8 protein-coding genes and 1 other annotated feature are annotated in these 13,965 nt (G+C 42.3%); of the genes, 6 read left to right on the forward strand and 2 right to left on the reverse strand.

Annotation, left to right across the window (positions count from 1 at the left end; all coding sequences use genetic code 11):
• The first annotated feature begins 7 nt into the window (after positions 1-7).
• Complete coding sequence (gene eno, locus NE664_09195) at positions 8-1,321, forward strand: phosphopyruvate hydratase (protein ID MCQ4726819.1); 1,314 nt, start codon at positions 8-10, stop codon at positions 1,319-1,321.
• Positions 1,322-1,885: 564 nt separating this feature from the next.
• On the opposite strand, the gene asnB is transcribed toward eno, so the two are convergent.
• Positions 1,886-3,715, reverse strand: coding sequence for an asparagine synthase (glutamine-hydrolyzing) (gene asnB / locus NE664_09200; protein ID MCQ4726820.1), 1,830 nt, complete (start codon positions 3,713-3,715; stop codon positions 1,886-1,888).
• Between the two features lie 275 nt (positions 3,716-3,990).
• On the opposite strand from asnB, the gene NE664_09205 reads away from it, so the two are divergent.
• From NE664_09205 to NE664_09220, 4 genes are all read left to right on the forward strand, one after another.
• Positions 3,991-5,364 (forward strand): sugar transferase, encoded by a 1,374-nt coding sequence (locus NE664_09205; GenBank protein MCQ4726821.1) that lies wholly within the window; start codon positions 3,991-3,993, stop codon positions 5,362-5,364.
• A 1-nt stretch (position 5,365) separates the two neighbouring features.
• Positions 5,366-7,255, forward strand: a complete 1,890-nt coding sequence (locus NE664_09210) for an O-antigen ligase family protein (protein MCQ4726822.1) — start codon at positions 5,366-5,368, stop codon at positions 7,253-7,255.
• A 1,125-nt stretch (positions 7,256-8,380) separates the two neighbouring features.
• Positions 8,381-9,703: a nickel-dependent lactate racemase gene (gene larA, locus NE664_09215; GenBank protein MCQ4726823.1), complete on the forward strand. Its 1,323-nt coding sequence runs from the start codon at positions 8,381-8,383 to the stop codon at positions 9,701-9,703.
• 2 nt (positions 9,704-9,705) lie between these two features.
• Positions 9,706-11,112, forward strand: a complete 1,407-nt coding sequence (locus NE664_09220) for a sodium:solute symporter family protein (protein ID MCQ4726824.1) — start codon at positions 9,706-9,708, stop codon at positions 11,110-11,112.
• 195 nt (positions 11,113-11,307) lie between these two features.
• Here the strand turns inward: NE664_09220 and NE664_09225 are convergent, their stop codons facing one another.
• Positions 11,308-11,976 (reverse strand): DUF1275 domain-containing protein, encoded by a 669-nt coding sequence (locus NE664_09225; GenBank protein ID MCQ4726825.1) that lies wholly within the window; start codon positions 11,974-11,976, stop codon positions 11,308-11,310.
• Positions 11,977-12,080: 104 nt separating this feature from the next.
• Positions 12,081-12,260, forward strand: a binding site (T-box leader).
• Between the two features lie 69 nt (positions 12,261-12,329).
• Here NE664_09225 and NE664_09230 point away from each other — a divergent pair.
• On the forward strand, positions 12,330-13,733 hold the full coding sequence (locus NE664_09230; GenBank protein ID MCQ4726826.1) for a glycine--tRNA ligase: 1,404 nt from the start codon (positions 12,330-12,332) through the stop codon (positions 13,731-13,733).
• Positions 13,734-13,965 lie beyond the last annotated feature (232 nt).

Below are 13,965 nucleotides of genomic sequence, written 5' to 3' on the forward strand. Positions count from 1 at the left end.
TATAAAAATGAGGAGCTACATTGAAATTTTAGATGTTTACGCAAGGGAGATACTTGATTCAAGAGGAAATCCTACCGTTGAGGTTGAAGTTACGGTTGACGGCGGGGTTACGGGGCGCGCGGCTGTTCCGAGCGGGGCTTCCACAGGACAGTTTGAAGCGGTTGAACTGCGCGACGGCGGCGAAAGGTATATGGGCCTTGGAGTACAGGACGCCGTTGACAATGTAAACGCAATTATTGCAGAGGAGCTTATTGGCATGAACGCCCTCGATCAGGTTGCGGTTGACAAAGCCATGATTGAGCTTGACGGCACGGAAAACAAAGCGAAATTAGGCGCAAACGCAATACTCGGCGTGTCTATGGCTGTTGCAAAAGCCGCGGCAAACGCACTTGATATGCCTTTATACCAATATCTTGGCGGTTTCAACGCCAAAACTATGCCCGTTCCTATGATGAATATTATGAACGGCGGGAAACATGCCGACAACACTGTTGATTTTCAGGAATTTATGATTATGCCCGTAGGAGCTGAAAGCTTTAAAGAAGCTTTGAGAATGTGCGCGGAGATATACCATAACCTTAAAAAAGTCCTTAAAAACAAAGGCCTTTCAACGGCCGTAGGCGATGAAGGCGGCTTTGCCCCGGATCTTGCAACGCCTGACGAAGTTATAGATCTCATTAAGGAAGCCGTTGAAAAATCGGGCTACGGCTGGGGCAGCGACATAATGATTGCAATGGACCCAGCGACAACGGAGCTTTACGGACAGGACGGCAAGTACCATTTTGAAGGGGAAAGCAAAATGGCCGGAAAAGAAATTGTAAGGACAAGCGAAGAAATGGTTGAGCTTTGGAAAGCTCTTTGCGATAAATATCCGATTATATCCATTGAGGACGGACTTGCGGAAGAGGACTGGAACGGATGGCAGCTCCTTACTAAAGAACTCGGAAACAAAGTGCAGCTTGTCGGCGACGACCTTTTTGTTACAAATACAAAAAGGCTTCAAAAAGGCATCGATCTTAAAGCCGGAAACGCAATACTCATCAAAGTTAACCAGATTGGGACGCTTACGGAAACGTTTGACGCTATCGCCCTTGCCAACAGGAACAATATGACTGCAATCGTAAGCCATCGTTCCGGCGAAACGGAAGACAACACCATAGCCGACATAGTAGTTGCGGTTAATGCAGGGCAGATTAAAACAGGCGCTCCTGCGAGAAGCGACAGGGTTGCAAAATACAACCAGCTTTTGAGGATAGAAGAAGAACTGGACGAAATGGCCCAGTATCCGGGATTAAAAGCGTGGTTTAATCTCAAAAAATAGCTTATTGGCCACATTTTTTGCGACAGATAAAAATATTTCAGACAGACTAAAGGATAATATTTTAATGCGGTAATGCCCGGTCTTTGAAAAACCGCTTTTTAGGGAGCGATACAGAAAAAAGCCATATCAATGCAGGTTTTAATGCATGGTATGGCTTTTTTATATTTGCAAATTCCTTATCTTTTATTTAATTATAATAATATAAGCGGCGGAAATTTTTGTATTTTCCTTATCTTTATGTTAATCGATATTACTCAACAGAAATTTGGCCGCTGTCTTTGGATTGCCTGCCGTATTTATTTAAGTATTCTTGCGCCGATAATTCACAGGATTTGCTTACAGGCAAGCCTTTTGAAACGCCGGGGCATGCACTTATAACGCAAAGGGAGGATTCTCTGTGAAAATAAATAAAAAAAGCCGTTCCGTTTTAACCCTAAACAGGGAAAACGAAAACGGCCTTTTTTGTATCGGGCATCAAATCAATACTGAGGCCGGCATTTAAATTTGAAATTGCGCCTTCAGTTAGGCTCCGCGCTGTATGCGTCTGCAAATAACCCGTTTTTTCTACGCCGCTTCAAAAAACCTCTTATGCCATACAAGGAACATATAAATTGTCCAGATTTTCCTGCTGTTATCCTCTTTGCCGCATTTATGCAAATCCAAAAGCTTAACTATCTCGTCTGTTTTAAAAAATTCCTTCGCTTCTTCGCTTTCGAAAGCTTCCTTTATAATATTGTAATATTTTTCCTCCCTGAGCCAAATCCTGATTGGCACTGGGAATCCGAGCTTTTTCTTTTCGGCGACCATATCGGGGACATATTTATTAGCGGCGGCGCGCATTGCAACCTTTGTGTTTTCCTTGGTTACCTTATATTTCTTAGGCAGTTTCCTTGCGACTGAAAATACTTCCCTGTCAAGGAAAGGCACCCTGACTTCAAGGGAATTTGCCATGCTCATTTTATCGGCTTTTAAAAGTATATCGCCTATAAGCCAAAGATGTATATCTATATACTGCATTTTCGTTACGTCGTCCTTGTCCTTCACCTTGTCATAAAACGGTTTTGTAACAGACTGCGGCGTATTTCTGCCTGTATATGTTTTAAGCACTTTTTCCCTGTCTTTCTGGGTAAACATATAGGCGTTGCCGATAAACCTTTCTTCAAGATCCTTACTGCCGCGGATTATATAATTTTTGCCTTTGATTTTAAAAGGCACGGCCTTTGCAACCGCCCCTGCCGCCTTTCTTATGGGTCTTGGCAGGGACGTAATCGGCTTAAGGGCGTCGGGCTCCTTATATATATTGTATCCGCCGAAAAACTCATCGGCTCCTTCTCCCGAAAGCGCAACTTTAACATGCTGCGCCGCCGTTTTGCTGACAAAATAAAGCGCTACGGCCGAAGGATCCGCCAAAGGCTCGTCCATATGGTATTGTACTGTAGGCAGTATGTCCCAGTATTCGTCTTTTGAAATAAGCTTGCTGTAGTTGTCTATTTCTATTTTTTCGGAAAGCTTTTTGGCAAAATCAATTTCATTGTATTTTTCATAATCAAAACCAACCGTAAAAGTCTTGTCACCCTTAAAGCATGCCGCTACATAACTGCTGTCAACGCCGCTTGAAAGGAAAGAACCGACTTCAACGTCGCTGATTTTGTGCTTTTTAATCGAATCCTGCATAGCCGCGTCTATTTCTTCAACAAACTCGCTGAAAGACTTTTCCTCGTCGGCCTCGAAAACAGGTTCCCAGTACCTTTCAATATCAAGCCCGCCGTTTTTATATGTCAGGCAATGGCTGGGCATAAGCTTAAAAACGCCTTTGAAAAATGTTTCCGGCAATACCGAATACTGGAAAGTAAGGTAGCTTTCAAGAGCTTCTTTGTTAACTTCTTTTTTAAATCCCGGATATTCGAGTATGCTTTTTATTTCGGAAGCAAATACGAGTTCTCCGTCGATTACCGCATAATAAAACGGCTTAATGCCGAAAAAGTCCCTTGCTCCGAAAAGAGTTTCATTTTTGCTGTCCCAAATGACGAAGGCAAACATTCCTCTTAAATGTTTAAGCATGCCTTTCCCGTACTCCTCGTAGGAATGTATCAAAACTTCCGTATCGGAATTGTTTTTAAATACATGGCCCTTGGCGATAAGTTCTTCCCTGAGCGACTGGTAATTATATATTTCACCGTTAAACGTAATTACAATATCGTTCGTTTCGTTATACATAGGCTGCGAGCCGGCGTCAAGATCTATAATACTCAGCCTTCTAAAGCCCATGGCAATTTTATCCCCGGTGTGACGGCCGCCGCTGTCGGGGCCCCTATGCACAATCTTGTCCATCATTTTTTCAAGGATTTCATCTTTTTTTATTAATTCGCCTGTAAAACCGCAAAAACCGCACATGCGCGTCCTCCTTAAATATACAAAAACGCTGTTCTCGGCCTAATATGCCAAACGCTTATGTCAAGGCCGAAAAATACCGATTCAAAACTTTTCATTTAAATAAGAAGTTTATCATATTTTGCCTGTTTCCGCAACCGGATATACATATTTTTGATACGCCCTCCCCATATTGATATAGAAATTTATACTATTATGCTAAAACCATAGCGCAAAATAATATTTTATGATAGAATTATTGTTGCCTGAAATAAAACTTTGAAAGGTTGTGTGGTTTTATGGATGCTAGGCGTAAAAACAAAATGATTATGGTCGGCGAGATTTTTTTCAATGTTCTCGGCATGGGGCTTCTGTTCCTCCTTATCTGGTTTATATTCTACAGGTATAACCTTATGACAACTTTCCTTTATAAAAAAGGCACGGCTGTGCTTATCTTTATTTACTGCGTTATATACCTCGTTTTCAACCAGATTTACAGCGGTTATAAAATAGGATATTTAAGAAGTTCGGAAATCATATATTCGCAGTGCCTCAGCATGCTGTTTGTAAACGTTATAACTTTCCTTCAGATATGCCTTATAGACAGGCGTATTGTTGCCGTACACCCAATGGTTATACTTTCTGTCATCGACGTTGCGTTTATATCCGTTTGGACTATATGGAGCAAAAGGAGATACAAAAAACGCAGTATAATAAGGAACCTTACGGTCATATACCGTGACAAGGAACCTTGGGACGCCGCCGATAAAATTAACCATTATGAAAATAAATTTAACGTGACCGGATTTGTCAAATGCGAAAACAATATTGACGAAATACTTGAAGATCTCAACAAAAACAACGGCGTCGTCCTGTGCGGGATAGACCCTCTGATGAGGAAGCGTATAATGGATTTCTGTTTTGAAAACTCAATGCCTATATTCGTGGTTCCCGATTCATCAGATATAATATTAAAAAGCGCTACTGTATTAAGCATGCAGGATATGCCGCTTTTTCAGTGCCACCGGGGCGAGCTCAGCATGATTGACGAAGCAATCAAAAGGCTTTTCGACGTCTGCGCATCCCTTATTGGGATAATTGTTTTATCTCCCGTTATGCTTCTTAGCGCGCTGGCTGTTAAGCTTTACGACGGCGGTCCGGTGCTTTACAAGCAGGACAGGCTTACAATCAGGGGCGAAGTGTTTAAGGTTTATAAGTTCAGAAGTATGGTTGTAGACGCCGAAAAAGACGGGGTAGCGCGCCTTGCGCAGGCAGGCGACAGCCGCATAACCCCTGTCGGCATGGTAATGCGCCGATACCGTATTGACGAACTGCCTCAGCTTTTTAACATACTGAAAGGCGATATATCCGTTGTGGGCCCGCGTCCGGAAAGGCCGGAAATATCTAAGCAGTATGAAAAAACAATGCCTGAATTTAAGTACAGGCTTAAAATGAAAGCCGGCCTTACGGGATACGCACAGGTACTAGGCCGTTACAATACCACGCCTTACGACAAACTGATGTGGGATCTTATGTATATAGAAAGCTATTCATTTATGATGGATTTAAAAATAATACTAATGACAATTAAAATCCTCTTTGTGCCCGAAAGCACCCAGGGGATTGACAGCGGCCTTTTAACGGCCGAAAAAACAAAGGAAGTGGGCAGATAAAATGGAAAATTCTAAAAATACCCTTAAAAAAGAGGGCGCCGGCGATATTTGGCTGATATTGCCGATAATATTGATTACAACTGTATTTATGTTTATTTCGAGAGCTAAAATACTGCCTGTATATATCCAGGGCGCATACTGGACGGGCGGCGCTGAAATAGACATTGACATGTTCGTTTACTGGAAAAAAATGTTCTTTATGGCCGTAACCATACTCGGCTCCTTGTTCCTTATTTCGGAAGCCGCCGTAGGAAAAACAGGCATACAAAAACATAAAGTTTATATACCGATGGCAGTTTACTGTATTTTTGTACTGCTTTCATTTTTCTTCAGTCCTTACAAATCCCTTGCTTCCACCGGGGCAAACGGCCGTTTGGAAGGGACTTGGGTTTTGATATGCTATATGCTTATAACATTTTTTGCAATGAACGCCGTTAAAAGCGATAAAAGCGTTAAAATAATATGTATCTGTTTTGCCGTTTCATGTACGCTTTTAGGCATATGGGGAGTACTTGAAAAATTCGCGGGCGTAAAAATAACATCACTTCCCGAGTTCCTTTATTATCCCGCTTCAATAAGGGATTCCGTTAACGTAACGCAAAACGGCATGGTCGGATATGTCGAATGGTTTTTTACAAATATGAACTACACGTCGTTTTTTATGGTAATACCGATAAGCATATTCGCAATGGCGTCGATAGGGGCTGAAAACATAAAATTTAAAGTGTTTTTTGCCGCCCTTACAGGCCTTATTATATTTAACCTCTTCGGAGCTTCTTCATTGGGAGGTATCGTCGCCGTTTGCTGCGCCGCCGTTATGGGGGCTGTAGTTTTCGGATTTGCCAATTTAAAAAAATGGGCTAAAAGCATTGCGGTAATACTTGTGTTTGCCGTTATCGCAACAGCGGCGTCAGTTCCTTCATTAAAAAATGAATTTAAAAGCACCCTTGCCATGGACAACGAATCTGCTCCTGCCGTTGAAACGGCGGAAAATGCCGTTCAGAAAGAAGAAAGCATATCCTTATTCAGCGCCGAAGAAGTAATTGCAGCGGCGGCAGACACAACTGTTTTGGCCGCCGAAACAGTTTCATCCCCGGACTTTTTCAAGATCGACTATATAAAAACCGACGGCAGCAGCGTTATATTTTCCTTTGAAGGCACAGCCTTTACAATAACTGCCAATGCAGACAACAGCGTTACGGTTACGGACGCCGACGGAAATATATCCGACAGCTACATGCAATATTTTACCGTAAGCAGCCGTATGGATAAAATGCCGGGTACAGATATAACGACTATGTTTGTGGATATAAAAACCGCCGACTTCACATGGAACTTCGGCACATATGAAGGCAAAATATACTATATCGCTTCTTCCGGACAGGGCATAGAACTCAGCGGCGAAGTTAAGTCATTCGGTTTTAAAGGACATGAAACTTTTGCTACAAACAGGGGATATATATGGTCGCGCAGCATACCGCTTATTATGGATACAATATTCCTCGGCCACGGCGCGGACACATTTGAGATGTTTTTCCCTCATGACGATTATGCCGGAAAATATAACATAGGATACTATAACGACACCGACAATGTAATAATAGACAAACCGCACAATATGTATATTGCAACGGCTATAAACACGGGCGTAATTTCTCTTATAGCGCTTTTGTGCGTTTACGGTTTTTATATAGCCGAAAGCTTTAAATTATATAGAAAAAGGGAATTTAAGACTTTTAAAGAGTATTTCGGAGCAGGCATTATGCTTGCTATTACAGGCATACTCGTCGGAGGCCTTGTAAACGACAGCGTTATAAACGTTATGGCGGTTTCGTTTACTTTCATGGGCGTCGGTTTTGCCGTTAACAAAATGATAAGGGAAGAAAAATAACCGCAAAACGCCTGAACATTTATTTAAAATATTAGTTTTAACCTGAATTTAATTAGGCTCGTTCTTCTTACATTAAAACAATAGTCTATGAAAACGGTAAATTATTAATCTGCTTGCCGTAAAATCTTATCGTTTCAAATAAATAAGCAAAAAATAAGGCTGCGCAAACTTTTTGCCGGCCTTATTTTATAACAAATAATTAAATAATCTTTTCTCCAAATCTAAATCAAAATACCGGCTCAACAATATGGCTGCACATTTTAAATACCGGCAAAGCAAAAATTGCTTGTCGAAATAAAAAACTATCTGCAATTTTATGCTGTACAAGCGGCGTTAATAATGATATAGCCCCAAAAGAGCATAATTCGTGGAAATAGTGTGTAAAATGGCTGATAGTTCCCTATCTCAAGGAGAAGTTTTGGGTCTTTTGGATAAATCATGATTAACCCGGACAAATATAGATTAATTTGAATTGGATATTCTCAAAAATCGAACTGAGGATATTTTCAATATTATTCCGGTATTTCATAATCATAAAAATCAAGTTGTTTGATAAATTTTGGCTTTTAATTTGAATAACCCATTCGTTCAGATATTCAATAAAATCAAAAGCGACGTAAACGGAGGCATTTGCTGTGTGAATACTTTTCAAAAATTTAGCCTCGTTTGGATTTTTCTAAATCCGTTTTGCATAAATTTAATAACGGTAATATTGCAGGCTGTACTAAACATTATCGGCGGCAGAGTAAATATATACTTTGTTGTCGCGGCTAAGCAATAATTTTTTTATTTATTTACGCCGAAACTTATCGTATGGCTTAGTTTCAAAAGAATTTGTCTGATTAACGCTTTTGTTTTTGCAAAGCTGTTTAAATAATATAATAACTACATACTTACTTTAAATGCGGTGTTTCAATCAAACGGCTCCCGGTTTAAATATTAATAGGTTTATAGCGGAAACTGTTTTCGCTCTGAAACTTAATATTTTATATATTAGCTTTAAATAGGCAGACAGCCTATGCTTGACGTTTTTTACAATGCGTGTTATACTTTAATAGTTTAAAGTTTTACACTTTAAAGTGGGAATGAAAACGGATATTTTTATAAAGGGGACTCGGTTTAACTATGGGAACTGTTGAAAATGTAAAATTAAAATACGGTGAAAAAGAACTTGATTTTTGTATTGAAGGGGCCAAAAGCATAAGATACCTTTATGAAAATAAAATGCCTGTAATAAAAGACATAAAAGAAGCTTTTATCAATTCAATAACAAGCGGCGTTATTGACAGCGCTCCGCTGAAGGAACTTGTCAATGCAGACGATAAAGTAACCGTTATTATAAGCGATATTACCCGCCTTTGGATGAGGCAGGATATACTTTGCGGGATACTTGTGGAATATTTGAATACGGAAATGGGGGTGCCGTTTGAAAATATAGACGTTGTTATCGCGCTGGGAACGCACAGGAAAAACAGCGAAGAGGACAAGAAAAAGATTGCGGGCGAGTATACATACAAAAACGTCAGGGTTACGGATCACGACTGCGACGCGGCGGATCTTGCATATATCGGCACAACTTCTTTCGGAACGGAAGTGTTTGTAAATCCGTTGGCTGTCGGACGCAAAGTTATCTGTATGGGGGCTACGGTGCATCATCTTATGGCCGGATACGGCGGAGGAAGGAAAAGCATTGTACCCGGAATAGCTTCAAGGAAAACCGTAAGGATGAACCATGAGCGCGCGCTTGATCCAAAGCTTCCTATGAGCAGCCGTTTTATAGGAAGCGGGAAACTCGGCGGCAATCCTATAAATATGGATATGTGCGAAGCCGGCCGCATGGTTGGAGTTACGTTCGGCATAAACATTGTCGTGGATTCAGCGTCGCGGCACAGCGGATTTTTCTGCGGGGATTTTGATTCGGCATGGCGTGAAAGCTGCGCCTATGTGCAGAAATATTACGGCCTGCCCATAGACGGAGAAGCCGACATAGTTATAGCAAGCTGCGGCGGCTTTCCAAAAGATTTAAACCTCTACCAGTCCACTAAAACGCTTTTTAACGCCGCAAGGGCCGTTAAGAAAGGCGGCGCGCTGTTGTTTATGGCGCAATGCCCGGAAGGAAGCGGGGCAAAAGACTTCTTTGACTGGGCAAAACCTCTTGAAGAAGGAAGGCTTGACAAGGCTCTGCGGGAGAATTTTACGATAGGCGGATATATTTTTTACGCGGCGTGCGAAGCGTGCAGAAAAGCGGAGACTTTCCTTTTAAGCGAGATAGAGCCGTCGCTTGTAAAAGCAATGGACATTACGGCGTCAAGTTCCCTTGACGAAATATTAAAAAGGATAGATTTTAAAGGCAAGGACATTTATATAATGCCTTACGGCGGAAGCGTTATGCCTCAAGTTGAAACGGACTACAGGGAGCTTTGTAAAAATATTGAGGAAGGAAGATAAATATGAATATTCCGCTTTTGATTGTCATTTTATATGTTGTGCTTTTGTTCGGGATAAGTATTTACGTTTCGAATAAGCAAAAAAAGGACGGGGAAAATTTCCTGCTGTATAAAGGAAAGAACGGTATGTTTGTCGTCGCCGCGAGCATAGCCGGGCTTGCGATAGGCGGCGCGTCCACAATAGGGATAGCTGAAAATGCGTTCAGCGTTGGGCTTTCGGCAGGCTGGTATGATACCGCATGGGCCATAGGCGCGGTAGTTTCGTCATTTTTGGCCGTAAGGCATTTAAGACACAGCGGTTATTCGACAATAAGCGGCCTTGTGGATGAATTGTACGGAAAAAAAACATGCTTTATAATGGTTATCTCGATGTGCATAATACAATCGGGGATTATAGCCTTGCAGTATAAAGCGGGAGGATCTATACTGGCGTCGCTGCTTCCGGATGTGTTTACGGTTGAAAGCGGGACATTTTTCTCATTCATAATATTTATGCTTGTAGCCGTTATAGGAGGTATGGGAAGCGTTTCGCTTACAAACGTGCTGAACCTTATACTTATATATGTGGGCGTAATTGTTGCGGCGTTTATTGTGCTTAATAACCACGGCGGGTGGGAAGCGATAAACGCTTTGACGGCGGCTGAACCTGACGTACCCTATTTAAGCTTTACTGCCGGGATGGGCTGGATTGGTATTATAAGCTGGATAATAGTTATGCTCGGAAACACAAACAGCGTTCAGGGCGTCGTCCAGATAGGCCTTACGGGAAAAGACGACAGAGCTGCAACCGCAGGCTTTATACTCGGCGCGGCCCTTATGGTTCCGGTCGGCTTTATATGCGCTATGCTTGGCGTTGCGGGAAAGGCTCTGCTTCCTGAAGCCGAAGCGTCCGTTGCGCTTCCTATGATACTTATGAGTATTCCTCCTCTGCTGGGCGGAATAACCCTTTCCGGGCTTTGGGCGGCCGACATGGGAACGGGATGCTCTATGATTATAGGGCTTTCTACAACGGTGAGCAAAGATATTGTTTTTAAGTTCGCCGATATAAAAGAAAATAAAAAGATGATTATAAATAAAGCGATAGTTATAATAAGCAGTATTATCACATACCTGATTGCAACGCAAATGGGCGCTATACTGGACGCCATGCAGAAAGCTTTATCCCTTGCCATAGGGACGTCTTTTATTGTTGCGGGGGCTCTTATTGCCCCGGGATTTTCTGGAAGGAGGGCCGGGTTTTGGACAATACTTGCCTCGCTTATTTCAATAATACTTTGGAGCGCTGTTCCGGCGCTTACGCCTATATTCAAAAGCGTGGGCATATTTATGGTTGCCGTGTGCGGCGTTGTATTTGCGGTTATAAGCATATTCGACAAGGATAAGGTTAAAAATGCCGTAAAACACGGATAGACGGAGAATTGCCGGCTATGGAGGCTTGTATCGCGAAAGATATCCGTAGTTAATAAAACTTTGGAAATACAAAAGCAATCAAATTCCAGGGATGTATAATCTGTAACTCCCGGGAATTTACTTTTTGAACAGGCAAAACGGTATGGATTTATTTTATTGCATGGCGCGCCGCCGCTTGGTCGAAGAGGGCGGGCGTCATCCTTCAAGCTCCTTTTCGTCTATAAACATTATTATGAAACAGGCCAAAATCAACAGGGCGCTTGCAAGTATTGCCGGCATGCCCCAAATGTCGGTAATGATTTTGCCCGCTACGGCGCCTAACATGAACACGGCTATTGTGACGCAGTAGAACAGCCCCTTTTTTAAATCATCGCCGTTTTTCGAGTGGAGGTATGAGCACAATAAATCGGACGCCGTGCGGAGGTTGCCTGTACACATGGTTGTGGCTATGGCGTTGCCGCGTATTTTGCGTATGGTCTGCACTTGTATTCCGCATGCAAAGGAAATAAGGCTGTTTGCCGTTATATTCAGGCTTTGTGGCATAAAGCTTACAGCGATTATTATCATTATTTCCGCAATTAACGAAAGCTGACGCCAATGGAAATGAGGACGTTTTTTAAAGTGCATGCGGAAAAGCTGCGCCGTGAATATTCCCGCCGTAAACGCAAGTATTGGGAAAAGATGTTCAACGGCTTTTGAAAAGTCGCCGCTTGAAAGGTTAAGGCCGAAAAGTATTATATTTCCGGTCTGCGCATTCGCAAAAACTTTATCGCGGAATACATATGTGTACGCATCCATAAAGCCGCCCGAAAAAGCCATTATGAGGCCTATTATTATTGATTCTGACATTTGCCGGCTTTTCATTTTCACGCCTCCTTATATTAACCGTAGTTTTTATTTACGGTATTATACCACAAAACGGTTGACAAATCAGGGCGTATTTGATAAATTTAAGTATATTTAGTTTTTATTCCGCTGTGAAAAAGAGGAGTAGCTTCCAAACCGTTTTAAGAGAGCCTTTGTCCGGTGCGAAAAGGCAGCGGTTTTTTGGCGAAGGGCGCTTTGGAGCGGGTTATTTTAAAGAGGGCGTGCAGTTGTGCATTGTCAAAAAGGGTGGAACCGCGGAAGCTTTGCCTTTCGTCCCTTACGTTTTTGTAAGCGGCGAAGGGCTTTTTATATTCGCCGGGAAAATATAATTTATTTCAGGAGGAATTGTTATGGCAGTTGAAAAAACAATGGACAAAATAGTGGCTTTGGCTAAAGCAAGGGGATTTGTTTACCCGGGCAGCGAAATATACGGAGGCCTTGCCAATACATGGGATTACGGCCCTATAGGCGTTGAACTTAAAAATAATATCAAAAAAGCATGGTGGAAAAAGTTTGTGCAGGAGAGCCAATATAATGTGGGGGTTGACTGCGCTATACTTATGAACCCTCAGACATGGGTTGCCAGCGGCCATGTGGGAGGGTTCAGCGATCCTCTTATGGACTGCAAGGAGTGCAAAGAGCGTTTCCGCGCCGACAAGCTTATTGAGGATCACCTTCAGGAGTGCGGACACAAAGGCGAAGTCGCCGATGGTTGGAGCAATGAAAAAATGAAAAGTTATATTGATGAAAACAATATAAAATGCCCTTCCTGCGGCGCGCACAATTTTACTGACATAAGGCAGTTTAACCTTATGTTCAAAACTTTCCAGGGAGTTACCGAGGACAGCAAAAATGTGGTTTACCTGCGCCCGGAAACCGCACAGGGCATATTCGTAAATTTTAAAAACGTGCAGCGCACTTCAAGGAAGAAAATACCTTTCGGCATCGGCCAGATTGGAAAATCTTTCAGGAACGAAATAACGCCCGGCAATTTCACTTTCAGAACCCGTGAGTTTGAGCAGATGGAACTTGAGTTTTTCTGCGAGCCGGGCACGGATCTCGAATGGTTTAAATACTGGAAGGAAATGTGCATAAACTGGCTTAAATCCCTCAACATGTCTGAAGAAAATACGAGGGTGAGGGATCACAGCCCGGAGGAACTGTGCCATTATTCAAAAGCGACAACCGACATCGAATACCTGTTCCCATTCGGCTGGGGCGAACTTTGGGGAATAGCCGACAGGACGGACTTTGACCTGAAACAGCACCAGGAACACAGCGGGCAGGATATGACATATTTTGATCAGGATAAAAATGAAAAATATATACCGTACTGTATTGAGCCGTCGCTCGGCGCGGACCGCGTAACCCTTGCATTTTTATGCGACGCTTACGACGAAGAGGTTGTAGGGGAGAAAGACGGCAAAGAAGACGTAAGGACAGTGCTGCATTTCCACCCGGCTATCGCGCCGGTTAAAGCGGCCGTGCTTCCGTTAAGTAAAAAACTTGCCGAACCGGCAGGTAAAATTTATGCCGAGCTTTCAAAAAAATTCAACGTTGAATACGATGAGGCGGGAAGCATCGGAAAGCGTTACAGAAGACAGGATGAAATAGGGACGCCTTTCTGCATAACCGTTGATTTTGACACGCTTGAGGACAATTCCGTTACAATCAGGCACAGGGACACAATGGATCAGATAAGGATTAAAATCGATGAACTTGTTTCCTATCTCGAAGGCATGATGGAATTTTAAAACGTAATAATGTAAAAAAGGCGCCGTGTATTAAAAAGTAAATTTTAACGCGGCGTTCTTTATTTCCCAAAATTTCATATACTCTGAAAACGGCGTTATGGCGGGGTTTTCAGACACAATTTATTTTTTGGCGGGGAATGTTAAAAATTTTTTGAGTATTTGGTAAACTTTTTTAAAAATCGGGCGTATTACTTTTATGATAAAACCATTGACAGGCAAATTGTTTTACTAT

The organism is Anaerotignum faecicola (genome assembly GCA_024460105.1).
Taxonomy (GTDB): domain Bacteria; phylum Bacillota; class Clostridia; order Lachnospirales; family Anaerotignaceae; genus JANFXS01.

What these genes read in the sequence shown, in the direction of transcription:
- NE664_09230 (MCQ4726826.1), top strand. Translation starts at nt 12,330, where the DNA reads ATGGCAGTTGAAAAAACAATGGACAAAATAGTGGCTTTGGCTAAAGCA.
- NE664_09225 (MCQ4726825.1), bottom strand. Translation starts at nt 11,976, where the DNA reads ATGAAAAGCCGGCAAATGTCAGAATCAATAATAATAGGCCTCATAATG.
- larA (MCQ4726823.1), top strand. Translation starts at nt 8,381, where the DNA reads ATGGGAACTGTTGAAAATGTAAAATTAAAATACGGTGAAAAAGAACTT.
- eno (MCQ4726819.1), top strand. Translation starts at nt 8, where the DNA reads ATGAGGAGCTACATTGAAATTTTAGATGTTTACGCAAGGGAGATACTT.
- asnB (MCQ4726820.1), bottom strand. Translation starts at nt 3,715, where the DNA reads ATGTGCGGTTTTTGCGGTTTTACAGGCGAATTAATAAAAAAAGATGAA.
- NE664_09220 (MCQ4726824.1), top strand. Translation starts at nt 9,706, where the DNA reads ATGAATATTCCGCTTTTGATTGTCATTTTATATGTTGTGCTTTTGTTC.
- NE664_09210 (MCQ4726822.1), top strand. Translation starts at nt 5,366, where the DNA reads ATGGAAAATTCTAAAAATACCCTTAAAAAAGAGGGCGCCGGCGATATT.
- NE664_09205 (MCQ4726821.1), top strand. Translation starts at nt 3,991, where the DNA reads ATGGATGCTAGGCGTAAAAACAAAATGATTATGGTCGGCGAGATTTTT.